Below are 25075 nucleotides of genomic sequence, written 5' to 3' on the forward strand. Positions count from 1 at the left end.
GTGATGAGGCCATTGGCATTTGCATCGATCAGCGCTTGTTCTGCCGCAGCGTATGCTGCTTCAGCCGCCTCTACTGCTGCTTCGGCATCTGCCAATACTTGTTCGTACTCATCTGCTATGCCATCTTCGTTTTCATCATTTACTGTTGGTAAGGTGATGTCGACTAGATCATCTAAGCGTGCATCCAATGCGTCTTTGTCTGCTCCTTCTGGAAGTGCATCAACTTTCGCTTGTGCATCTTCTTTAGCAGCAAGCGCATCATCACGTGCTTGAGTCAGCTCAGTAAGTTCTGTTGGGGTGATTAAACCATCTGATTCGGCATCTGCTAGTGCTTGCTCTGCCTCAGCATATGCTGCTTCAGCCGCCTCTACTGCTTCTGTCGCTTCTTCAAGTGTAATATCTTCGCCGTCTGGTACGCCATCACCATCTGCATCATTGACTTCAGGTAAGTCAATATTTACAAGAGCATCTAGACGATCCTGTAAACCATCTTTAATCGCTCCATTTGGCAATACATTTACCTTATCTTGAGCAACTTCTTTTGCATCAAGTGCAGCCTGTACTTTCTGTTCAAGAATACTGAGTTCAAGCGGGTTAATTAAGCCATCTTTTTGAGCCAAAGCTAAATTATTAAGAGCTTCAGCATATTTAGCTTCAGCTTCTTCTACAGCTGACTGCGCTTCCTGAATCGCTTCTGGTAAGCCATCTACAATGCCATCACCATCTGCGTCATTTACTTCAGGCAAACTTATGTCAGTCAGATCATCTAATCGATTTTGAAAGGCATCTTTCTGTTCCTGAACAGATTCAGGTAGAGCATTTACTTTACTTTGAGCAGTTGACTTAGCAATTTGTGCCTGCTCTAAAGCATTCTGTAAAGCATTAAGCTCTGTTGGATTAATTAATCCATCACGATTTGCAACAGTTAAAGCATTTTCAGCAGCTGCATACTTTGCTTCAGCCTCCGCAACAGCCAACTCTGCTTCAATGAGTGCTTCAGCGATATCATCTACGATACCATCATCATTTTCATCATTAATTTCAGGTAGGATGATATCCACTAAATCTTCAAGACGTTCCTGCAAAGCATCTTTTTGAGATTGAACTGATTCTGGTAATAAATTTGTTTTAGTTTCTGCTAAGGCTTTGGCACTCTCGAAAGCCTCTTTAGCTTGATCTAATTCCGCTCTTTCAGCAGGTGTAATCAGGCCGTTTTCATTCTTCTCTAAAATTAAATCTTTTAATGCTTCGTACGCTTGTTCAGCATTGGCTACAGCTTCTTCAGCATCTAGTAAAGCTTGCTCGAGATCATCTGGTACACCATCACCATTTTGATCATTAATTGCTGGCAACTCTTCATCAACCAAATCATCAAGTCGATCTTGTAAATCAGATTTTGCCTCGCCATCTACCAAGTTATCGACTTTATCTTGAGCAGCATCTTTAGCATCCTTTGCATCTTGTAATGCTTCCTCTAATTCAGCTTTTTCCTCAGGAGTAATTAACCCATCATTTAATTTATCTTCAATCAAATCTTTAAGATCTTGATAAGCTTTCTCTGCATCATTAACCAGCTGTTTTGCTTCTTCTAATTCATCGTTAATTGGTGGTTCTGGTTCCGGCGATACAGAATTAGATTTTTTATCAGAATCACTCATATTATCTGCAATAGCAACTACTCCAGCAGCTAATCCCCCTGCAATTAACCATGGAGTTAACCCTGTCAAAACTGTACTTGAGTTTCCAGCGATAAGTGCTGAAATATCATCAATTGGATAATATTTAATAGTCGAAGCTATTTCATTGGCAGCATCTGTGAACTCAACCCAATAAAGCTGACCATTGTCATTAAATAAAATATTATGACTATTTAAGGGATCCTCAAAATAACTTTCTACAACTAATTGTTCGCCATTTTTAAAATTAATAACTAAAGAATTTCCTTCTTTCTCAAAGTTTAAGACCTCTTCGATTGATGCATCAATTTTCACAATTGAGTTCTGGTTTAATACGATTTTATTAGCAGTAGTCTTTTCTAAAACCGCCCCATCGTTTTTTGATAATATTTCTAAATTTTTCATGACGTCACCCAGTATTATTAAGATATTCTTTAACCCTCTATTTTTTTATCAGATTGAGAATCAATGTAAACGTCATAAAAAGTCAGTTGAAAATCAACAAAAATTCATAGTTAAAAAAAATTTTTTACACCCCATTCGAGATTCTTAAAGCAATGTTTTTATTGAGAATATTTAAATTTATACAAAGTCACTATTTATAAATTAATAGTGAATAAAATCTCATAATTTATTATTTTATATAAGTTAGACATAAAATTTTTAAATATTGCAAAAAAATACCAGAAACAAAATTACACTATTAATTAATTAAAGTTACATAATAAAACCTAATGAAACAATATTTTATCTCCTGAAACAAATTAAATTTTATTTATTTTCAAACACTTATTTTTACTAATTTATTTTTTCTATATAAAACATAAGGTTAGAATTAATGAGTTTATTTCAATTTTTTTATTCTTATTACTTCGAAATAACTTAAAAAATGGCCAAAAACACCATTGCAATGTGGAAGTTAAAATATATTTATAGAAATTTTCCAGCCGTTAAAATATTGTTTTATATTGATAATTTAAAAATCAGTTTTAAGTTATTAAGTTACTTTAAAATCAAAAACCGAGATTTAAATCTCGGTCTTTTAGATTCATTGATATTTTAGTTTGGAATTCTTAGAACCTGTCCCGGGAAAATATCATCTGCATTTTTAAGTAATGGTCGGTTTGCTTCAAAAATTTTGTTGTACTGATTTGCATCACCATAAAACTCTTTAGAAATTTTTGAAAGATTATCCCCTGATTTTACTGTATAGAATTTACTTTCAGGCTCTGGAGATGAAACAGTAAGTTGGTCATCGACTTGAGCAACATGATCAATATTTCCCACAGCCAAGATGATCTTTTCACGATCTGCTTGAGTTTGCACTTGTCCTTTTACAGTCGCTAAATCACTGCTTGCATTATAAGTCACAGACAGTCCTGTTACTGGTAAGCCAAGTGATTTAATATGCCCCAATAATTTATTCGCAATTTCTTGAGCAGATGGCTCTGCTGGCGTTGCTGGTGTAGCTTGTTGCTCAGCTGGTGCGGTATTTTTTTTCCCAATACCTCTCACAAAATCAAAAAGACCCATTGTTATTCTCCTATTGTTATTTCAGTTTGGTGATCAAATAATTTAGATCCCTTAATTTTTATACAGAAGAACTATACCTAACGCCGTTATCTTTCTTAAACTTAAGGTAACTTAATGTAATATTGCAATTTAATCCTTAATAAAAAAAAGCCACCATAAAGGTAGCTTTTAAGTTCGAAAAGAACTGAATCTGATGATTAAGCTAATTTCTTAGTTACATAATCGATAGCAGATTGAACAGTTGTAATTTCGTTAGAGTCTTCATCAGGAATAGTAATGTCGAAATCATTTTCGAAAGACATTACAAGCTCAACTAGATCTAGAGAGTCAGCACCTAAGTCATCCATGAAAGATGCTTCGTTTTTAATCTCTTCAGCTTTTAAGCCAAGTTGTTCAGCTACTGCTTGTTTGATACGTTGTTCGATATCGCTCACAGGAATTCTCCTCATTGCTTGTGGCGGCGTATAATGCCTATAGTTTAATTGAATCTTGATATATTTGAAAGTTTATACATCGCATTACGCCATGTATAAACCGCCATTCACGTGTAATACCGTACCAGTAATGTAACTTGCTTTATCAGAAGCAAGGAAACTTACTGCATTTGCGATATCTTGAGGCTGACCAAAACGGTTCAATGCCACTTGATCACTCATTTTTTTCTGAATTTCATCACTTAACTGTTCAGTCATCTCAGTTGCAATAAATCCAGGCGCGATACTATTGACAGTAATTTGACGACTGCCCATTTCTTTAGCCAAACTCCGGCTAAAAGCTTCAATCCCAGCCTTCGCAGCTGAATAATTTGCTTGACCTGGATTTGCAAAATGCGCAACGACAGAACTAATATTGATAATTCGTCCAAATCTCGCTTTCGTCATACCTTTCAATACACGTTTAGAGAGACGGAACACTGCTTTAAGGTGAATATTTTGGATATCATCCCAATCATCTTCAGACATACGAAGCAGTAGATTATCTTTTGTGATACCTGCATTATTCACAAGAACAAGTACAGGACCAAAACTTTGTTCAATATCTGTAATGAGTGCATCAATTGCAGCTCCATCACGAACATCGAGTACTTTTCCTGCACCATGTTCAGCAAATTGTGTAGATAATTTTTCAGCACCAGACTCAGATGTAGCCGTACCTACAACAAAAAAGCCATCTTCGATCAGCTGTTGTGCAATCGCAGCACCAATACCACGGCTTGCACCTGTCACTAACGCGACTTTACGTTCCTGCGTCATGCAATTTTCCCTTCTGCAACTAATACAGTATTTAAAGCATCTTCTAAACGAGATTTAGTATCTAAAGGCAATGCTTTTTCAACATGTGCTAGACGTTTTGCTAAATTTGTTAATACATTCCCAGGACCACATTCAACAACATAGCTCACATCTTGATCAGCCAATACTTGAAGTGTTTTAGTCCATTGGACAGACTCATAAAGTTGTGATGTCAACGCTGTACGCAATTCATCAACACTGTCAGCCATTTGTGCATTGACATTTTGAATCACTGGAATGCGAGGTAATTGAATATCAACATCTGCTAAAGCTTTGGCAAACTCTGCTGCCGCTGGCTTCATTAATGAACAATGTGATGGTACTGATACTGGTAACGCAATTGCTTTTGCACCTTGCTCTTTTACCAAAGCCATTAACGCTTCAACTCGTGCAGTATCACCTGCCACCACAACTTGACCCTGTGCATTATAGTTTGCAGCATCCACCGAACCCTCACCTTGAGCGGTGACTTGAGCACACAGTTCTACAACCTTAGCATCATCAAGACCAAGAATCGCAGCCATAGCACCTTGGCCCTGTGGAACAGCATCTTGCATCAACTTACCGCGTAAGTTCACCAATTTAACTGCATCTTTTAAGCTTAAAGATTCTGCAGCAACCAACGCACTGTATTCACCTAGTGAATGTCCCGCTAAATATTTAGGAACGACACCACCAAGCTCTAGCCATACACGCCATAAAGCAATACTTGCTGTGAGCAGTACTGGTTGTGTAAATTCAGTTTGGTTTAACCCTTCACCACTTTGCGCAATGTGCCATAAATCAAAGCCGAGTGCTTCAGAAGCTTCAGCAAACGTTTCTTGCACACTACTAAACTGTTCTGCAAGCTCCGCTAACATTCCTGCTTTTTGAGAACCCTGTCCAGGAAAAACAAATGCAGTTTTGGTCGCAAGAACGGCTTGCTCGAGGCGTTTAGCAGACATATAAAAATCCTTTATTCAGAGCTTTGACTATTCAATTTTGATTCATTTCGATCATCTTGAACATCAAACTCAAGTCTTAACTGATTTGATGGAGCGAAATTTATCATTAAAAAAAAGCTTTGGTAATTGCCAAATACAACAAAAAATAGAAATAAAAAAAGGGAGCTTACGCTCCCATTTTTTCTACTAAGCTTGACGCTTAATACATCACCAATTATTCAGCATCAGCTGCTTTAGCGAATAATTGGCGACCACGGTAGACACCATCTTTAGTTACGTGGTGACGACGGTGAGTTTCACCAGTCGTTTGGTCTACTGTTAATGCATTCTCGGTTAAAGCGTCATGTGAACGGCGCATGTCACGGCGAGAGCGACTTTTACGGTTTTGCTGAACGGCCATGATGGCTCCTTACAAAGATCGAAAAAATGGATCAGAACAAATTCGATTGTCTTATACCTAAGAGTATAACACAAAAATTAGTTAAGTTTACCCTTCAAAGCTGCCAAAACACCAAACGGATTATCTCGTTTTTCTTCAACAACTTCTTCTTGGGCAGGTTGATGCTTATGCTCACAAGACTCATGTCTTGGTGACAAAGGAATCAACAATAACAATTCATCTTCTATGAGAGAAAGTAAATCAGCGGTTGCAGGTGCATCAAATGAACCTTTTGTCGTTGCTTCACTCTCACCTAAGACGATGAAATCAGCATCCTCATCCAAGCGCTCTATCAGTGACTCATCATCGACTAAAGCCAGATGAAAGTCCAATTCGAGAGGTAATTCAACAGTATCCAAACAACGTTGGCATTCCATTGGAACCTTCGTTTCAACACTACCATCAAGCCAAACGATACGATGATACGCATCCATTGATAGCTTACAGTCTATATTGATCAATTGATTATCAATTGACCCAACAGCTTCACGGGATATACGAACAAAGTGCGACAATGGCAGTGTACCTGACCATGTGAAGCCCTGTTCAGCCCATTTAAACGGCTCAATCTGTGCCGGAAAGGTATTTGCTGACATAATTAAGGCGGCAATTCTACAAATTCATAAGTACTCTGTCAAAGATTAAGATACAATTTTGCACTTATTCAGACAGATCATTTGGGTTAATCAAGTCATGCATCAGTTGCAGCCGCAACCTGAAGTCACAACTTCATTACAGTTACACTATCCTTCGACCTCAAATTTGACCGATCACTTAGACCGCGTGCAACTCGCACCTTGGGTAAATCTGCAAACAGAAGCTCAACAGGTAGACTGGCTTATCTTACACTTTAATCATTGGTTTTCCCACTTAAATGTCACATTAGTCAAAGGCGACTTTGAACCTGAATACTTCCCTGCCGCAGACCAACAACCCGCTCGCATCCAATTCGCACATGGATTTTTCAATAGTGCTTTACATGAAATAAGTCATTGGACAATCGCAGGAGATCATCGTCGCACTCTTCCTGATCTTGGCTACTGGTATGCACCAGATGGTCGAACCGCTGAACAACAAGCCCTATTTGAACAAGTCGAAATTAAACCTCAAGCAATAGAATGGATGTTTGCCACAGCCTTTGGTCGAAAATTCCGCGTTTCTCTGGACAATTTAACGGGTGAAGGTGGTGATGGACAGTCTTTTAAAGACAATGTTTATGCTCAAGTACAGCGCTATTTTTCAGGTGACGCTCAGCTTCCAAGAGATGCTCAACACTTTATTCAGTGCATCTGTAAGTGTCTCAGAAGTGGCAAAACATTACATTTGGATGAATTTTCTCGTGCATCGCTAGATTAAGTCTAGTAAATATATATTCATGACATTGAAGTGAATGTCTATGCACGCAATAATACGAAAAAATAATCAGGAGAAAATAAAATGCTTCATTTAAGAGTACATCCTGACAATCCACAATCTCGACTTATTACTCAAGCAGTAGAAAGAATACGTGCAGGCGATGTCGTGGTTTATCCAACAGATGCAGCCTATGCCATCGGATGCCAAATTGGTAATAAGCAAGCAATGGAACGAATTGCTCAAATCCGTGATCTTGGTGCTAAGCATCAATATGCGATCTTATGTGCGGATCTCTCAGATATTGCAACGTATGCAAAAGTGGATAATGCAACTTATCGTCTGCTTAAAAATAATACACCTGCGATTACCACCTTTATTTTGCAAGCGACAAGTGAAGTCCCTCGTCGCTTGATGCACCCCAAAAAGAAAACCATTGGTTTACGTGTACCGAGCAACCCAGTCTGTCAAATGCTTCTTAAAGAGCTGGGGGAACCTTTACTCACCAGCACCCTGATTCTTCCAGGTCAAACTGAGCCTTTGGATGATCCATATGAAATAGAACAACAATTAAGTAAAAGAATTGATGTTTTTATTGATAGTGGACTTGGTACATTAACCACAACAAGTATTGTTGATCTCTCAGGAAGTCAACCTGAAATTATCCGCCGTGGCGTGGGTGATGTGAGTGCTTTTGAGTAAAATGCCTCACCATTTATCTCGCTTTATTTAATTTACGCTGATTTTTCGTTATAAAATGCTTGGAGGGTCTTTATTTGTTGACCCTCTTGCGTAAAGTTGCTTGGTTCAAGCCAAGCTAAATAACTTTCTTTTAAAGTCAGCCACTCTTCATCCAACATTGAAAACCAAAGCGTGTTTCGGTTTCTTCCCTTGACCACTTTATGTTGTCTAAACATTCCTTCATATTGAAAACCGAATCGTAGTGCGGCTTTTTTGGAAGCTAAATTCAACTCATGACACTTCCACTCTATACGCCTAAATCCTAAAGTAAAACACTCATTCAACAGTAAAAATAATACTTCTGTAGCAGCTCTAGACCGTTTTAAATCTGCTGAGAAGTATACATTCCCAATTTCAACCACTCCATCATCCAACCCGATATTCATCAATGCGATCCACCCCACTGGTTTGCTCGCTATGCGAATAACATAATAAATATTCCCCTGTGTACCAAATTGTGATGAGAGTTTATATGACAAGTCTTCAATCGAAGTTGGCGCTTCGTAAGGCAAATAGGTAAAGCTTGAAATAAACTCATCTGTAATCTTGAGTGGGAATAGATCTCTTGCAAGCTCTTCAATATTTTGAATTAAATTTAAGGGATATAAATTTACATACGTTCCACTCAACGCTTTGAATGAGTCTATAGGGTGAGTATTTGAGTGAACTTTTATACCTACACTTTGTTCATATACATTTTGTTCTACTTTTTGAAAATTATTCATACTGTTTTACTTCTCGTCGAATACACGCTAACAATGAATACCAGTTTACATTTATCAATTAAAACACTAAATACATCTATATAACCTTAAAAAATACTACCTATTTATTTCAAATTTTTTATCGTAAAACTGCGGATAAAGATATATTCAGCACTCGATTTAATTTAGAATACCCATATTGTTTTTATGCTATTCGAATCACTGTCCTTTTACTGATTTCGATATGTGATCTCCTGAATCGCCCAACATGCTTTTGAAAATTCGCGTGGCTAATAATTGTAATGACTCAAGCTATCCATAATCCCATGGACGCACTTCCACACATCCGTGTTTTAGATGAGTGGCAAGATACGATTCCTGAAGATTTATATATACCGCCTGCAGCATTCGAAATTCTATTAGAACATTTCGAAGGACCACTCGACTTTTTAATTTACCTCATCCAAAAAAACGGTTTCGATCTACTTCAGCTCGATATAGCTCCGATTGCAACGCAATATTTGTCATATATTGACAGTATGAAGTCACTCAATATTGAGTTGACCGCAGATTATATGGTGATGGCGGCTTTATTAGCAGATTTAAAATCACGCTTACTGCTGCCTAAACCTAAATCAATTCAAATTGAAAAAGATCCAAAACAAGAATTAATAGATCGTTTAGAGACATATTTAAGGATCAAGCAAGCTGCTGAGCGTCTCGGTCAAATGCCTATTTTGGACCGTGATACTTTTCTACCCAACGTTAGCCTTGGACAAATTAATACAGTAAATGAAGGTTATGAAGCCTCTCTTCTGCGCGATGCTATGTTTTGTATTTTTAATCGCCCAGAGCCTGTTACACACCAGATTACTCAAGAACCTGTTTTGCTTGAAGAACGTATTGCCTATATTGAACAGATGACAAAATCAGGTGAGGTTTTGAAATTTGATCAACTTTTAAAACCAAGTCAAGGTCGTATGGGGTTAGTGGTGACGTTTATGGCAATATTAGAGCTAACACGTCAGCAAAAAGTTCAAATTATTGCATCAGGTATTGAAGCCCCGCTGGCAATTCAAGGGGTAATGATATGACCATTGATCAATCAAACTCCTTTCAAGTTGATGAGTTACACCACGAAGTGCTCATGCAGCTCGAAGCTATTATTTTTGCCAGTGAAGCGCCTGTTTCTATTGCACGCTTAAAAGAGGCATTTCAAAACCAATTTTCCAAACAACAACTGCGCGCCTATTTACAACAGCTTGCAGTGTTACAACACGGTCGTTCAATTGAGCTGACTGAAACAGCTCAAGGTTTTCGCTTTCAAGTTCGTGCTAAGTATCGACAAGTGATTGCACAAACTTGGCCAGAACGTCCAACTAAATTATCACCATCATTGTTAGAAACTCTAGCAGTGATTGCTTATCATCAGCCCGTTACCCGAGCCGATATTGAGCAAATTCGAGGAGTCACGAATAACAGTCAGCAACTCAGAACGTTATTCGATTGGAACTGGATTAAAGAGTCTGGTTTCCGGGAACTTCCAGGAAGACCCGCGTTGTTGGTTACAACGCCACAATTTTTAAATGCTTTTGGTTTAAGTGATTTAAATCAACTGCCTCCCCTACAGGATGCCAAGGAAGCTTTTATGGCATTGGATGCTCACGCACCCAAGTCGTAAATAGGTGAACTGTTGATGATTATTTCTAAGGTTATGCTGTTATGAGTGAAAAATTGCAAAAGGTATTGGCACGTGTAGGTTTGGGTTCTCGCCGCTATATGGAAGAAGTCATTGCTGCCGGTCGTGTTAGTGTCAACGGTCAAGTTGCTCAAGTAGGTGAACGTATCGAACCAACCGATGAGCTTCGTATCGATGGTCGTAAAGTACAGTTCCAAATTGAAGATGAAATCCGTCGTCGTGTATTGATTTACTACAAACCTGAAGGTGAAATCTGTTCACGTAACGACCCTGAAAATCGCCCAACTGTATTTGATCAATTACCATCAATTCCGGGTGATCGTTGGGTCATGGTTGGTCGTTTAGATATCAACTCAACAGGATTATTACTTTTCACAAACGATGGCGAGCTTGCAAACCGCTTAATGCATCCATCTAGTGAAATTGAACGCGAATACGCTGTACGTGTGATGGGTGAAGTGACCCCTCAACTGAAAAAGAACATGACAGATGGTGTCATGCTCGATGATGGTCCAGCAAAATTTGAGTCATTCTCTGAAATTGGTGGTGAAGGGATTAACCGTTGGTATCAAGTGGTTGTAAAAGAAGGACGTAACCGTGAAGTACGCCGCATCTTTGAATCACAAGGCTTGAAAGTCAGCCGTCTATTACGTACACGTTATGGTACAGTCATTCTGCCACGTGAATTACGTACAGGTCGTTGGATTGAACTTGATAAAAATGACATTGATAACTTAACTAAGTCTGTTGAGCTCAAACCACGTCAAGGTACTGGTCTTTACGGTATGGCGAAACGCCGCAATGAACGTATGCAAGAGAAACCACTTGCAGCACGTCGTGGTGGTTATTTACGCCAACAACGCCGTGACGAAGGTGAGCATCAAGAACCACGCCGTGACTTCCGTCAAGGTGGTGCTGATCAAAGCCGCAGTGATAATCGATTTAACAATCGCGCACCGCGTCAAGAAGGCTCAGAAAACCGTTTCAATGCACGTGCGCCACGTCAAGAAGGCTTTGAGAATCGATTCAACAATCGTGCCCCTCGCACTGAAAATCAGGATTTCCGCAATAAGCGTCCTGAAAACAAAGGTGAAGTAAACGGCAATTCTGTTGATTACAAACCACGTAATGAAAATAAATTTGGTCAACGCAAACCTTTTGGTATTAACAAAGGCTTTAAGAAGTTCTAATTTTTTAAATCCCTAAAAAAACCGCTCAATAGAGCGGTTTTTTTCATTTATTCAATAAAAGGAATATCAATCCATTTAGCAGATGGAAAATGTTGCGATAAATACTTTTTTAAGTAGGCAGATGTATCACGTGAAATAAGCTCATCGTCAGATTCAGCATTCAAATTATATGCTAGAGCATATAACTCAAGCCCACGATGCTTCAGTGCCTCTAAGCTCAACAAAGTATGGTTGATGCTTCCCAAACGCCCCGAACTCACCAAAATTATGGGATATTTTTTATCCACCAAATAATCAATGGTTAAATATTGTGTTGTTAGAGGGACCATCAAGCCACCCGCCCCTTCAAGTAAAACAACTTCATATGAAGAGGACAACTGTTGAGTCGCTTGTTCAATTTTAGCGAAATCAATACTTCGCCCATCTATACGTGTCGCTAAGTGAGGCGATGCAGGATAACTGAAAATTTCAGGCATAGTGAGTTTTTGAGTATCTTCCTCTAACCAACCACATCCCATAATTTCACGATGTTTTTCAATATCTTCAGAAACATCCACATTACCCGTTTGAATTAATTTCTGAGTAATGACATTCCGCCCTTGTTCACGCCAAATTTTTGCCAAATAACCAGTGACGTATGTTTTTCCAATTCCAGTATCAATACCGCTCACAAAGTAGATTTGAGCACTCATGACTTACTCCGTGCGATAAAAAATATAGGGTGATACGTTAAAGGATATACAAGATTCTCTTGCTCATCAGTCGCAATAAATTGTCGGTAACCTAGATAAAACTGATTCAAACTTTCCTTCGTCCAACGAAACCCCTGTGAGGTTGCCGTCACACCTGTGGCCTGTAAATGTTTTAGGACCAATTTTGGGTGCGCGAAATGTAATTGAGCCAATTGTTGTTCACAGTGCATCACTTCAAATCCGTTCTGCTCTAGTAAGCTTTTAATTTGGCTTTGATCAAAATATTTCAATCCTTGTCCAGTTAAGGATTTAATTTCTTTTAAGTTCTGAGGCCCATAAGTTGAAAAGCAAAAATAACCATTGGGCTTTAAAGCTGAATGAATTTTCTGTATCAATCTTTCAAACTCAGACATCCACTGTAATGCAGAGCTTGAGGCACATAAATCAAGGTCTTTGGGCAACTCAATTTTTTCGACATCACCAATACGCCACTCGACAGGCTGATGATGACTAATGGTATGCTCAACATCAGCATATAAATCATTCAAAATGACTTGATCCATTTTAAAATGATTAAGTATTTCTTGAGTTAGATTTCCAGTTCCACATCCAATTTCAAATACTTTAGCAAGCTCAGAAGATGAAACATAAAGACGCATCAGCTCGCTTAAATGCTTCGCTACATTTTGTTGAATACGTGCTTGATCTGCATAAGTCCAATGCGATTTTGCAAATCGAGTAGCAATCATTTCTTTTTGAATAAATTTGTTCAACATAGAGTCATTCATAATTGTTCTTTCAACCGCTCCAATTCGTCTTGATTCAGCTGAGAATTCATACAAATTCTCAGGCGTGAACTTCCCTGTGGAACCGTTGGTGGCCGAACCGGCAAAATATAAAAACCAGATTGTTGTAATTGTTGTGCGCGCTCAAGTGCACGCTGAGAATCACCTAAAATTAAAGGAATAATCTGCGAGCTTGAAGGACTTTCGTAACCTTGCTCAAGAATATATTGACGCAGTTGCAGACTCAAATCACTTAAATGAGCACGTTGCTCCTGCATTTTTTTCATTTTATTCCAAATAAAATGCGTCCAAGCCATGTTGATGGGTGGTTGTGCGGTACTAAAAATCAAAGAGCGCATTTTGTTGATTAAATAATCTTTTAAGATTGGATGACACACAATGTATCCACCAACAGATGCGAGTGCTTTCCCGAATGTTCCGACTAAAAAATCGATATCATCTAAGACAGCATATTGTTCAGCACAACCGAGCCCTTGCTCTCCCCGAACACCAATAGCATGTGCTTCATCAACATATAACATGATTTTACTGAACTGATATTTCAGACTCACCAACGCAGTTAAATCAGTTTCATCACCATCCATACTAAAAATTGATTCAGTTACCACAATGATTCTTTGATACAAGGGATCATCATGATATTGCTCGATCAATTGCTTTAAATGAAGCAGATCATTATGTCGATAACGTATCAGCTTCGCTTTACTTAAGCGAATCCCATCAATCATGCTGGCGTGAATCAATTTATCCGAGAGAATTAAAGTTTGACTATCAGCAATCGCAGGCAGAATACCAATATTCATGTGATAGCCACTGTTGAATAACAGAACTGCCCTTTGATTGAATGATTGACTCATGTCATATTCAAATTGCTCATATTCAGGATAATTTCCTGTGAGTAACCTTGAAGATGAAGAGCTCATTCTTTTTGAATCTGCTGAACAGTGATCAAAAAATGCTTCTCTTATTTGTAGATCTGACGCAATCCCTAAATAATCATTACTCGATAGATTCAACATTCTTTGTTGCTGAAGCTCAACCCATTTTCCATGCTGAACGATGGATTTAAACTGCCGAAAATTTCCAGTTTGTTTTAATGAGTCTAACTGCTCTGCGTAGTAGTCCAACAGATTCATCTCATTTCCTCTGCAAGTTCCATCACAACACTCACCAACTGCGTTAGTAACTCAGTAAGTTCGACATCTGAAATCACAAAAGGTGGCATGACATAAACTAATTTTCCAAAAGGACGAATCCACACGCCTCGTTCTACGAAACGCTGTTGCAGCGTTTTCATATCAACATTTTGTTTAAGTTCAACAACACCGATAGCACCGAGCACACGAACATCTTGAATATGCGCTTGATCATCTAATCTATGTAAATAATGTTTTAGAATTTGCTCTATTCTTTGAATATTGGACTGCCAATCTTGTGACAATAAAAGCTCAGTACTCTTTAAGGCAACAGCACAAGCCAAGGGGTTCGCCATAAATGTAGGTCCATGCATAAATACGCCAGCTTCACCAGAGCTGATCACTTCAGCGACATGTCGTGTGGTCAGTGTTGCAGATAAAGTCATATACCCACCGGTCAGCGCCTTACCAATACACATGATGTCTGGTTCAACTTGAGCGTGTTCCCAAGCAAATAATTTACCTGTTCGTCCAAACCCCGTGGCAATTTCATCAAATATCATTAACACCTGATATTGATCGCATAGCCTCTTGGCTTCGCGTAAATATTCAGGATGATAGAAACGCATGCCTCCAGCACCTTGCACAATCGGCTCAATAATCATGGCAGCGATAGTGGCATGATGGTTTTTTAAAGTTTCTGCCAATACAAGAATATCTGCTGGATTCCAATCTTCATCAAATCGAGTCTGCGGTGCAGGAACAAAACAACGAGAAGGTAAACTAGAACCAAAGACCTGATGCATCCCAGTGACTGGATCACATACTGACATTGCATTCCATGTATCACCATGGTAACCAGAACGCGTCGTGATAAAACTGGTTTTATCTTTCTTATTTTGTGCGGTCCAATATTGAACTGCCATCTTTAGTGCGACTTCAACAGCGACAGAACCTGAGTCCGCATAGAATATTTTATCTAATTGAGGTGGTGTAATTTTTAATAATGCCTTCCCTAATTCAATCGCAGGATCATGAGTAAGCCCACCAAACATAATGTGTGACATGTGCTGCAATTGATCCGACACAGCTTGATTAAGTTGAGGATGGTTATATCCGTGAATGGCACACCACCAAGATGACATACCATCAATGAGTTGACGGCCATCTTCAAGTTCAATCATCACCCCTGTAGCCTTTTTTACTTTATATGTCGGCAGTGGGTTTAACATCGAAGTATAAGGGTGCCATAAGTGTGCTAAATCGAATTCGTCAACCATCCTGGAAGAATTTCCTTATTAATCTAAACAGAGCATAACGCGAATTATTTTTGTTATGAATTGCCTGATTAGACAATATTCATCAGGATTTCTCATTCTTTCTTAGATATTGAACGATTTTGTCACTTAGTTGTGTAGCTCTAAAAATTGAAAAGCAGTGAGAGCCTGGGATAATTTCGAATTTAAAAAACTTTGCATCTATCTTTCGGATATTATCTAGAACTTTGTTACTAACTAATCCATCATCATCAGCAAATACATGTAATTGTTTTCCGACATAATTTTTCAATATCTCGACAGTATTAAGATGATATAGTAAATCCAAGCCCTGCTTTTTTAAATCTAGCTCTTCACTCGTAATTGAATTTTGCAAAGATTGCCAATCTTGTTTAGCAGTTTGGCTGCCCTGTGAGACCAGATAACAAAATCGCTTTAAAGTGGTCATGGGGTCATTTTCAAAAGACTCTCTAAAACTTTGAAAAGTAGAAAGCGGCATACCTGTAGACCAGCGTTCATTGGCAACGAAGCAAGGATTCGATGCTAAAGTAATTAACGTTTTTGCCTGACCTGAAAGCTCGAAAACCTTTTGGGTGAGCAATGTTGCTAATTGCCCGCCTAAAGACCACCCTATAATGACATCGACTTTTTTAGCTAACTCAACATGTTTAGATAATTCAACAGGGTCGAGTGCATTAAAGATATTAATCAGATCGATTTGAAATCCTGCCATATCCAAAGCAGTTTTTAAGTTTTCGAGTGGTTTTGTTCCGAGTCCCCAACCGGTAATTAATAAGATTTTACTCATGATTGCCAATCCTTAGCTGATCGTTTTCGGTCAGTATATAAAGCCAAGCACAATAACTCATTGAGCAAATCATTCAATTTCACTTTGATTTTTAGATAATTATAAAAAATGAGTCAATTCAGGCAAAACTGAGGTATAAAAAAACCCAGCCTTGCTGGGTTTTAACTTACATTTGAGACTGAATATAGTTTTGTAAACCAATTAGTTCAATTAAGCGAAGCTGTTTTTCCAACCAATAGGTATGATCTTCTTCGGTATCCGACATTTGTTGACGCAACATATCACGTGTCACGTAATCGCCTTTTTCCTCACAAAGCTTTACACCTTGCGCTAATTTTTCACGCACTTCGTACTCAAGCTTTAAATCGGCTTTTAAACATGAAACAACGTCTTCACCTACTTCAATATCATCACGACTCATATTCGGTGTGCCTTCCAAGAATAAGACACGGCGAATAATAGCATCAGCATGTTGTGCTTCTTCTTGCATTTCGTGATCGATACGCTCAAAAATCTTAGTGAGACCCCAATCTTCATACATACGTGAATGAATGAGATATTGATCACGAGCAGCCAGTTCACCACCGATCAACATATTTAAGTAATCTACGACTTCTGGATTGCCACGCATTTCAATCACTCCATTCTTTAATAGCAACATTATGAACAATCAGAGCTTATTTTGCAAAAAATATAATGTGTAAGTTTATGATTTTTATAAAATTAAAATGAGAAACATACGCATTTGCAGTTTGAATCACTTATTTTTTACTTAAAAAATAACCCCTTGCATACAGTTAAAAAAATTCGAGAGCAGTTTTAAACAAATATTAGCTCTATTTAATTTTGTAACCAATCGAAGTGACTCTCATTACATTTGAGTTGATGTTGAAAATGATCAAGGACAAATCCTTTTTTTAATTTTAGAATTAATCTATTTGACCATCAGGCAATAACAATGATGACGACTACTGCCCCGATTTTGGTGACAGGTGCAACTGGCTATATTGCTGGTTGGGTAATTAAACAATTATTAGAACAAGGATACACCGTTCACGCCACTGTACGAGACTTAACTAAAAGTTCAAGTTTTCAACATTTAGAACAAATCGCATCTCAAACTTCAGGCGCTTTAAAGTTATTTCAAGCAAATCTCTTAGAAGAAGGTTCATTTGATGAAGCAATGAAAGACTGTGAAATTGTGATCCATATGGCGTCACCTTTTTTAGTGACTAACTTTAAAGATCCAATCACAGACTTGATTGACCCTGCACTAAAAGGTACGACCAATGTACTGAACAGTGTCAATCGTACAGATACAGTAAAACGTGTCGTTGTCACATCTAGTATTGCTTCAACTTATGGCGATGCAGTGGATATTTTGAAAACTGAGCAGAACCAGTTTGAAGAAAGCCATTGGAATACCACCAGTAGTGCCGAACACCAACCTTATTTTTACTCTAAAGTCGCAGCAGAACGTAAAGCATGGGATATGCAAAAGGCACAATCTCGATGGGATTTAGTGTGTATCAATCCCTCATTGGTTGTTGGACCATCACTTACACCTTCTACGCAATCTGGAAGTGTTGAAGTCATTCAACAATTTGGAAATGGCATGACATTATTTGGTGTTCCTCCAATGTGGAATGGGTTAGTCGATGTTCGAGATGTCGCTCATGCGCATATCCAAGCAGCACTTCACCGTAAAGCACATGGACGATATATTATTAATGCTAAAACGATGACCCTATTCGAAATGGGTAAAACATTACGACAACATTTTGGTGGACGCTATCCTTTCCCACGAATGATTGCTCCCAAGTTTTTATTCAAATTACTCGCTCCTCTGTTTGGCTATACGCGAAAATTCGTTGACTTGAATGTGGGTTACCCCATTTACTTCAATGCTGAGCGTAGTAAGCAAGAATTAGGCATGCAATATCGTGACGTTGAGACAAGTATCGTAGAGCATTTTCAACAGCTACTTGACGATGGCATTATCAAAAAACGTGGTTAATATCTAATTACTCGAGAAAAAAGGGCATCTATTGATGCCCTTTGTTATGTGCAAGATACACTTAAGACTCAGGTTCAGTGAGCTGACCATGCTGGATCATAAAAGCAATAAACTCAGCTTCATTCATCACCGGAATACCTAGTTTTTCTGCTTTTTCAAGTTTGGAACCTGCCTTTTCACCAGCAACCAAGCATTTCGTTTTACTGGATACACTACCACTCACACGTGCACCTAATGCCTGTAAGAGTTGAGTCGCTTCATCTCGCCCCATACTGCTTAAAGTACCAGTCACCACCCAGCTCTCACCATTTAAAGGTTGTCGAGTCGGTGCTATCGGTGCATCCCAGTGAATTCCAGCCTCAATTAATCGATTTAATACTTCAATATTATGTTCAGCTTTGAAAAAGTCTAATATCCATTCTGCAGTAATATCACCTACATCAGGGGTTTTCTTCAATGCTTCTAAATCAGCAGATTTCAGGGCATCTAAAGTCTGGAAAGTATTGGCTAACATTCGAGCCGTAGTCTCGCCTACTCCTCGAATGCCTAGTGCGTAAATAAATGCCGCTAATGTTGTTTTTTTACTACTTTCAATTGAGTCGATGAGATTTTGTACAGATTTTTCACCCATTTTTTCAATAGTCAATAATTTTTCACGATGCTCGTGCAAGTGATAAATATCTGCAACATCTTTGAGGAGTTCAAGATGTAATAAAGACTCAACCCAACGATCACCCAAACCTTCGATGTCCATTGCTTTACGTGATACAAAATGACGGATCGCCTCTATACGCTGTGCCGCACAATAAAGCCCCCCTGAACATCGTGCTAAAGCTTCGCCTTCGGGCATCACAACTGGAGAAGCACATACAGGACATTGTTCTGGCAATTGAATTTCAGTGGTTTCTAGAGGTCGAAATTCTGGCCAAACCTTTTCAACTTTAGGAATAACATCTCCGCTACGATAGACACTCACCGTATCTCCAACGCGCACGTCCAAGCGATGTATTTCACCAATATTATGTAAAGTCACGTTTGATACTGTGACTCCGCCAACCGATACAGGATTTAATCGCGCTACAGGCGTTAAAGTACCTGTACGCCCTACCTGCCAATCAATATTTTCAACCGTTGTTAGCGCAGCCACTGCAGGGAACTTATATGCTGTTGCCCATCGAGGTTCACGACTTAAAAAGCCTAATTGTTGTTGTTGCTTCAAATCATTGACTTTGATCACCATCCCGTCAATTTCAACTGACAGGTTTGGACGCTCCTGATTTACAGATTCATAAGCCGCTTGAACCTCTTCAATACTGTCACAAACAAAATGTTTTTCCCCAACAGCAAAGCCCAACTGTTCAAGCCAATTTAAGCTCTCTGACATCGTGCTCAGACCATGATGTGGCATGCATTGCGCAATACCATAAGCATAGAATGCAAGTGGTCGTAATGCTGCTATGCTCGGATCAAGTTGACGCAAACTCCCTGCTGCTGCATTTCTTGGGTTAGCAAAAGTTTTCTCACCTTTGGCCTCATTTTCAGCATTTAACTTTACAAATCCAGCTTTAGGCATTAGTACTTCGCCACGAACTTCTAACAACGCTGGTGGTACACCTTGAGACATCATGAGTACTTTAGGCAAATTACGAATTGTTTTTACATTTTGGGTTATGACTTCTCCTGTTTCACCATCCCCACGTGTAACCGCTCGAATCAACACACCATGTTCATACCATAGCGAGATCGCAAGCCCATCAAATTTAAGTTCGACGTCGTATTGGATTTTCTGGTTAGGTAAACGCTCTTCAATTCTGCGTGCAAAGGCAAAAAGTTCATCCTGATTAAACACATTACCTAAGGACAGCATTGGCACTGTATGTGTAATATTTTCAAACTTAGATAAAGGTTTATCACCGACTTTATTGGTCGGTGTATCCGCCTGTACTAAATCAGGATATTGTTCTTCTAAGTTTTTTAGTTGATGAAACAATTGATCATATTCACTGTCTTCAATTGTCGGCTGATCCATCACATAATAAGCATGGTTATGCCGAGCCAGTAATTGAATGAGTTGGCGCATTTGCGCAACGACAGCGTTCTGATCCATATTTTCACCATATAAAAGGGCGGAAAATTCCGCCCAGTAATTTCAACCTAAAGAGTATAAATGACTTTACACAAATACAGTAAGTCACCTAGGAATTAAACAGCCTGACCTGATCTATAGTCGATCGCTTTATGGCGCCAGTGTTCTTTCAACTGCGGTGTAAATTCAAGATTATTTTCATCATAGACTGTACCATCTGTTTCACGTGCAATAAGCCCTGCAATACTCACCATACTGTCATAGCCTTTTTGAACATTATGATGCGGTAATGCTAAGAAGAATGCTAAACCTTGAACTTGTTCACCAGATAATGTTTCTAAATCAAAACCTGCAGGACCCTGATCTGTGATTCTGAGTACGGAAAACAGCAATGAGCTGACTGCATCAGGAGTTTCATAACGATGGAAACAGTTCATTTCGCCAAAGCGCAATCCATATTTCATTAACACTTTCAAAGCTTTATCACCAGAAAGTGCTTTTCGAGGGTTCGGATACATATTCAAACTAATAATGTATTCGGCATTTGCTAAAGCACTTTCATCATCAAAACGTTGCTGTTCATGTAAATGCACATCCAAGATGCTGCTTTCTTCTTCAAATTCTTTGATTTCAGCAGTTTGAATATTCGGATTTAATACAAAACTTGGCTCAACTTTTTTCACGTCTTCAGTTGTAGTTTCTACTATTGAATCTTTGGAAATAAGATCTGCACTTTGAGTGTCTGTTACACCATCAATCGGCTGAGCTTTACTCTCGACTGTTTCTGTATTTTTTTCTAGTGAGTCAGTCTCAGTGCTGTCCGAGTTTTTACTGGAGTCGAGCAGAGATTTACTTTCTTTCTCTGCAAGGTCTACCGAAGTATTCAGTTGCACTGTATCTACCACTTCTACAGTTTCTTGAATATTTTCAGGCGTCTTTGTAGCATGCTGATTAGCTGTTTGATCCAATTGAGCCACATCACTCGCTTCAATGTCTTTCAAACTTGGTTCTACACGCTCAGAAGAAGCCAATGGAGCGGCTTGCGCCTGTAAAAGACTACGAACATGACGCGGAATGACGGGTTGATTACATTGTTCATTTATATGTAATTCAGCATCTAATGACGGTGCTGCATCACTCGGCTTGCGCAGGATCATAAACAACCCTATGCAACAGATCACGATTGCGATCACAATTCCGATAATGGTACTGATTTCCATATTAAGACTCCGCAGCTAAACCGTATTCTTTCGCTTCTTCTAGATCAACAGTGACTAACTTCGATGTTCCTGGCTCAGGCATTGTTACACCAAGTAAGTCAGTAGCCATCGTCATCGCAACTTTATTGTGTGTAATGTAAATGAATTGAACCTGTTCAGAAAGCTCTTTTACTAAATTACAAAAACGTCCAACATTTGCATCATCTAACGGTGCATCAACCTCATCCAATACACAAAATGGTGCTGGATTCAGTCGAAATATAGCAAAAACCAATGCTAGCGCTGTTAGCGCTTTTTCACCGCCTGATAACAGTGCTAAAGAACTATTTCGCTTTCCTGGTGGTCGAGCCATTAGCTTTACACCAGATTGCCAATCATCTTCTAAACTTAAACTTGCTTCGCCACCATTAAACACCTTTGGGAATAAGTTTTGCAATTCCGCATTTACTTGATCAAAGGTAGTCATGAATAATTTTTTAGTTTCTTGATCAATACTTTTCATCGCGTCTTTTAATTGTGCGACTGTTTTTTCAAGATCTTCAATTTGATGGCTCAAATCTTCATAGCGCTTTGATACTTCTTCATACTCTTCTGAAGCTGCTAAGTTCACAGCGCCTATTTTGTCAAACTGACGCTGTGCTTGCTCTAACTGCTGTTGGTGCTGACTCAGATCGATTTGCACATTTTCTAATAATTCAGCATTAAGCTCTTTTAATTGTTCAGCATAATGTTGTAAATCAGATTTAGCCACTTGCCATGCTAAACGCTTCTCTTCTAACTGGGTTCTAAAGTGCTCATCACTTTGCTGATGATTTAACCGTAGCTCTGTCAACTTTTGTTGCTTAGACTGTATTTCATTAAGCTCTATTTGCCATAAGGACCAAGTCTTTTGTAACTTTTCAGTCTGCTGCTTTTGAGCCTCATATTGGCTTTGCAAAGTGGGTAATTCTAATTGAATCGGATCCACGAAATTTTTAGCTTGTGTAATTTGAGTGATGATCTGCTGATATTGCGTTTTCAGAAAACTTGCATCTTTTTCCAACAGCTCAATTTGTTGCTGATTTTGCGTATGAGTACGGCGGTTTGTTTCTAACTCTTGTTGTTTTTTGTAGACTTGATCCTGAAGATGCTCAACCTGATCATTCAATTCTTCAACTTGAAACTCTAAGGTTTTGTAGTGTGGAAGATTGTGCTCAATCTTGAGCATCAATGCATGTAAATCGATTTCGAGATCATCTTTTTGCATCGCATCTTCTTCAAGCTGCGCATCAAGTTGAGCAATTTGCGACTCGATGTGTAGATTTTGCGATTCAAAAGCCTGCTGAGCCATTTGCTGTTTTGCAATCTTCACTTCAACTTGGTGAGCAAGAGCTTGATGATTTTTTAACGCTTTTTGCAACTCCGTACATTCACTATTTTTCTGTTCAAGCTTTAATTGCATCTTCATGAGTTCGAGCGTTATTGACTCATGCGCTTTCACCATATGTGTCAACTCTGATTCAATTTCATCTAATCGAATTCGGTGACTAAGTGCTCCTTGAGCATCTTGACTCGACTCGTCAAAGTATAAGCCTATCATCCAATCAGGACCTATATGATAGCCATCCAAACTTAAAATAGACTCACCTTGTTTTAATTGAGGCTGTAATTGAAGCGCCTGCTCAAAATCTTGAGCTATCGCAACGTTTAACCATAATGAGTTTTGGGGGAAATCAATCCAGCTCGCTAATGTGGGTAAACCAAGTACAGTCCCAGATACATCTTGCTGAATAAGTTTTAATTGACGGGCAGATTCGGTCTGAAATAAATCTTCACTCTTTAACGTATTCGCATGCAACCATTTTGACAGAAATTTTTCAACCAATGCTGCAAATGGTTTCGCCTGATCTTTTAGCTTCAAAATTTGCATTAAAGGGTCATTTGTCTTCGATGCATGTGGACTGACTTTCACCACAAGCTGTTGTAATTGTTTTTGTTCAGATTTCAAAATCTGTATGTGTGAATTCAAATCTGTACATTTACTTTTTTGCTCAGTCAATAAGATTTGATCACGTTTCAATTGAGTTTCTAATGTCGTAATTCTTTCTTCTAGACGAATGATTTCAATCTGTACGTCATGTTTTTCATGCAGGAGATTGTCAATATCATCCTGTTCATACTGTGCTTGATTTTGAGATTTTTGTTCGAGCAAAGTTTGCTTTTGCTGCTCAATTCGAAGCACATTTTTAGCCAATTGATCACTCTGCGCCAACATTTGTGCACGTTGCTGTTGTTGCTTTTCAACCAATGCTTTTATTTCAGAAAATGATTTTTGCGCTTCAAGTTGCTTTGCCTTCAGCTCATTGAATTGTTGTAAATCAAGCTGTGCATTTGATTCAGTATCACTCAATGTTGTTGTTTGATGTTCTTGCTGGAGGATCAAATCTTCCAACTGAATATCAATCAGTTGCATCCGCTCTTTGGTTTGTATTTTTTGCTCTTCAAGCTGCTTTAAAGTTAAAGTATTTTGAGCAAACAATTGCTGTTTTTGATCCAAATTGGCTTGTAATTCAGCCAGCTTTTTTTCAGCTTGTTGCCATTCTTGCTGAAGTGGTGTGGATTGTTGCATTAATCGCTGAAATAACTCATTTGTTGCTGTTAAATCATGCTCAACAGTGGTGAGTTCAGAACGAACGAGCTTAAATTGCTCACCCAACTCAGTCATTTCAGTTGTATATTCTTGTTGAATTCGTTCACTTTGATGGCATTGAAACGAAAGTATCTCAACTTTCAAAGTTCGAATTTCAGTCTCCAAGGCTTTATATCGAAGTGCAGCTTCTGCTTGACGCTTTAGTGTCTTTAATTGTGATTTTAATTCAACAGCAATGTCATTTAGACGACTTAAATTTTGATGAGTATGTTCTAAATGTTGCATCGTCTCACGACGACGTGCTTGATAACGTGATACTCCAGCAGCCTCTTCGATATAAACACGCATTTCATCTGGTTTTGCATCGACCAAACGATTAATCATGCCTTGTTCAATAATCGCATACGAACGAGGACCTAAGCCTGTTCCTAAAAAAATATCTGTAATATCACGGCGGCGGCATTTTGTGCCATTGAGAAAATATTCAGATTTACCATCGCGATTGACTTGGCGACGTACCGCCAACTCACTATAAGCGTTGTATGCTCCACCTAGTTTGCCATAGGTGTTTTCGAAGCGTAATTCTACACTGGCCATTCCCACTGGTTTACGCTTTGCTGTCCCAGTAAAAATGACATCCTGCATACTTCCACCACGTAACTGGCGTGCGCTTGACTCTCCCATCACCCATCGGATTGCATCGATGACGTTGGATTTACCACAACCATTTGGTCCCACGACTGCGGTACGGTTGGCTTTAAATTGTAAGGTGCTGCTATCCGCAAAAGATTTAAAGCCAGAGAGTTTTAAGCTGCTTAATCGCATAGTGTCCT

The 25075-nt window shown here is 38.8% G+C and carries 23 protein-coding genes; 6 read left to right on the top strand and 17 right to left on the bottom strand.

Annotated features, from left to right (window positions below):
- The 7 genes from BMW42_RS09605 to BMW42_RS09635 form a co-directional block, all read right to left on the bottom strand.
- A partial coding sequence (locus BMW42_RS09605; protein ID WP_092767437.1) for a GA-like domain-containing protein occupies positions 1 to 2081 on the bottom strand: 2081 nt, incomplete at its 3' end.
- Between the two features lie 654 nt (positions 2082 to 2735).
- Positions 2736 to 3209 carry a peptidoglycan-binding protein LysM gene (lysM, locus tag BMW42_RS09610; protein WP_092767439.1) on the bottom strand — a complete coding sequence of 158 codons (474 nt, stop codon included), beginning with the start codon at positions 3207 to 3209 and terminating at the stop codon, positions 2736 to 2738.
- A gap of 197 nt (positions 3210 to 3406) precedes the next feature.
- Complete coding sequence (gene acpP / locus BMW42_RS09615) at positions 3407 to 3643, bottom strand: acyl carrier protein (protein WP_035269198.1); 237 nt, start codon at positions 3641 to 3643, stop codon at positions 3407 to 3409.
- 84 nt (positions 3644 to 3727) lie between these two features.
- Complete coding sequence (fabG, locus tag BMW42_RS09620; protein WP_092767441.1) at positions 3728 to 4462, bottom strand: 3-oxoacyl-ACP reductase FabG; 735 nt, start codon at positions 4460 to 4462, stop codon at positions 3728 to 3730.
- Positions 4459 to 5445, bottom strand: coding sequence for an ACP S-malonyltransferase (fabD, locus tag BMW42_RS09625; protein WP_092767443.1), 987 nt, complete (start codon positions 5443 to 5445; stop codon positions 4459 to 4461). The genes fabG and fabD overlap by 4 nt, the downstream gene beginning before the upstream one ends.
- Before the next feature lie 214 nt (positions 5446 to 5659).
- Positions 5660 to 5845: a 50S ribosomal protein L32 gene (rpmF, locus tag BMW42_RS09630; protein ID WP_035269206.1), complete on the bottom strand. Its 186-nt coding sequence runs from the start codon at positions 5843 to 5845 to the stop codon at positions 5660 to 5662.
- A 77-nt stretch (positions 5846 to 5922) separates the two neighbouring features.
- The gene (locus BMW42_RS09635; protein ID WP_092767445.1) at positions 5923 to 6480 is read right to left on the bottom strand and encodes a YceD family protein; all 558 of its coding nucleotides are present in this window, start codon (positions 6478 to 6480) and stop codon (positions 5923 to 5925) included.
- A gap of 97 nt (positions 6481 to 6577) precedes the next feature.
- Here BMW42_RS09635 and BMW42_RS09640 point away from each other — a divergent pair, with 97 nt between their 5' ends.
- Both BMW42_RS09640 and BMW42_RS09645 read left to right on the top strand, forming a co-directional pair.
- Positions 6578 to 7240: an elongation factor P hydroxylase gene (locus BMW42_RS09640; RefSeq protein WP_092767447.1), complete on the top strand. Its 663-nt coding sequence runs from the start codon at positions 6578 to 6580 to the stop codon at positions 7238 to 7240.
- A gap of 81 nt (positions 7241 to 7321) precedes the next feature.
- Positions 7322 to 7939, top strand: coding sequence for an L-threonylcarbamoyladenylate synthase (locus BMW42_RS09645; protein WP_035269212.1), 618 nt, complete (start codon positions 7322 to 7324; stop codon positions 7937 to 7939).
- A gap of 32 nt (positions 7940 to 7971) precedes the next feature.
- On the opposite strand, the gene BMW42_RS09650 is transcribed toward BMW42_RS09645, so the two are convergent.
- A complete protein-coding gene (locus tag BMW42_RS09650; RefSeq protein ID WP_092767449.1) occupies positions 7972 to 8703 on the bottom strand; it encodes a GNAT family N-acetyltransferase in 732 nt (243 codons plus the stop codon).
- 281 nt (positions 8704 to 8984) lie between these two features.
- On the opposite strand from BMW42_RS09650, the gene BMW42_RS09655 reads away from it, so the two are divergent.
- The 3 genes from BMW42_RS09655 to rluB are packed head-to-tail and all read left to right on the top strand — an operon-like array spanning position 8985 to position 11571.
- Positions 8985 to 9776: a segregation and condensation protein A gene (locus tag BMW42_RS09655; protein WP_035269217.1), complete on the top strand. Its 792-nt coding sequence runs from the start codon at positions 8985 to 8987 to the stop codon at positions 9774 to 9776.
- Complete coding sequence (gene scpB, locus BMW42_RS09660) at positions 9773 to 10363, top strand: SMC-Scp complex subunit ScpB (RefSeq protein ID WP_035269219.1); 591 nt, start codon at positions 9773 to 9775, stop codon at positions 10361 to 10363. The genes BMW42_RS09655 and scpB overlap by 4 nt, the downstream gene beginning before the upstream one ends.
- 41 nt (positions 10364 to 10404) lie before the next feature.
- Complete coding sequence (rluB, locus tag BMW42_RS09665) at positions 10405 to 11571, top strand: 23S rRNA pseudouridine(2605) synthase RluB (protein WP_081403293.1); 1167 nt, start codon at positions 10405 to 10407, stop codon at positions 11569 to 11571.
- 47 nt (positions 11572 to 11618) lie between these two features.
- Here the strand turns inward: rluB and bioD are convergent, their stop codons facing one another.
- From bioD to ftn, 6 genes are all read right to left on the bottom strand, one after another.
- Positions 11619 to 12263: a dethiobiotin synthase gene (bioD, locus tag BMW42_RS09670; RefSeq protein WP_092767451.1), complete on the bottom strand. Its 645-nt coding sequence runs from the start codon at positions 12261 to 12263 to the stop codon at positions 11619 to 11621.
- The gene (bioC, locus tag BMW42_RS09675; protein WP_092767657.1) at positions 12260 to 13039 is read right to left on the bottom strand and encodes a malonyl-ACP O-methyltransferase BioC; all 780 of its coding nucleotides are present in this window, start codon (positions 13037 to 13039) and stop codon (positions 12260 to 12262) included. Before bioC ends, bioD begins: the two co-directional genes overlap by 4 nt.
- Positions 13040 to 13047: 8 nt before the next feature.
- The gene (locus BMW42_RS09680) at positions 13048 to 14205 is read right to left on the bottom strand and encodes an 8-amino-7-oxononanoate synthase (protein WP_092767453.1); all 1158 of its coding nucleotides are present in this window, start codon (positions 14203 to 14205) and stop codon (positions 13048 to 13050) included.
- Positions 14202 to 15485: an adenosylmethionine--8-amino-7-oxononanoate transaminase gene (gene bioA, locus BMW42_RS09685; protein WP_092767456.1), complete on the bottom strand. Its 1284-nt coding sequence runs from the start codon at positions 15483 to 15485 to the stop codon at positions 14202 to 14204. The genes BMW42_RS09680 and bioA overlap by 4 nt, the downstream gene beginning before the upstream one ends.
- Positions 15486 to 15567: 82 nt before the next feature.
- Positions 15568 to 16293 carry a hydrolase gene (locus BMW42_RS09690; RefSeq protein ID WP_212771600.1) on the bottom strand — a complete coding sequence of 242 codons (726 nt, stop codon included), beginning with the start codon at positions 16291 to 16293 and terminating at the stop codon, positions 15568 to 15570.
- 163 nt (positions 16294 to 16456) lie between these two features.
- Entirely contained in the window at positions 16457 to 16921 is a 465-nt protein-coding gene (ftn, locus tag BMW42_RS09695) for a heteropolymeric bacterioferritin subunit Ftn (RefSeq protein ID WP_035269243.1), read from the bottom strand.
- Positions 16922 to 17242: 321 nt separating this feature from the next.
- On the opposite strand from ftn, the gene BMW42_RS09700 reads away from it, so the two are divergent.
- Positions 17243 to 18307, top strand: coding sequence for an SDR family oxidoreductase (locus BMW42_RS09700; protein ID WP_092767458.1), 1065 nt, complete (start codon positions 17243 to 17245; stop codon positions 18305 to 18307).
- Between the two features lie 61 nt (positions 18308 to 18368).
- Here BMW42_RS09700 and ligA read toward each other — a convergent pair whose 3' ends face one another.
- From ligA to smc, 3 genes are all read right to left on the bottom strand, one after another.
- Positions 18369 to 20414: an NAD-dependent DNA ligase LigA gene (gene ligA, locus BMW42_RS09705; RefSeq protein ID WP_092767460.1), complete on the bottom strand. Its 2046-nt coding sequence runs from the start codon at positions 20412 to 20414 to the stop codon at positions 18369 to 18371.
- Positions 20415 to 20509: 95 nt separating this feature from the next.
- Positions 20510 to 21613: a cell division protein ZipA C-terminal FtsZ-binding domain-containing protein gene (locus BMW42_RS09710; protein WP_092767462.1), complete on the bottom strand. Its 1104-nt coding sequence runs from the start codon at positions 21611 to 21613 to the stop codon at positions 20510 to 20512.
- Position 21614: 1 nt separating this feature from the next.
- Positions 21615 to 25067 carry a chromosome segregation protein SMC gene (gene smc, locus BMW42_RS09715; protein WP_092767465.1) on the bottom strand — a complete coding sequence of 1151 codons (3453 nt, stop codon included), beginning with the start codon at positions 25065 to 25067 and terminating at the stop codon, positions 21615 to 21617.
- Positions 25068 to 25075: the final 8 nt, after the last annotated feature.

The organism is Acinetobacter sp. DSM 11652 (assembly GCF_900109815.1).
Classification (GTDB): Bacteria; Pseudomonadota; Gammaproteobacteria; order Pseudomonadales; family Moraxellaceae; genus Acinetobacter.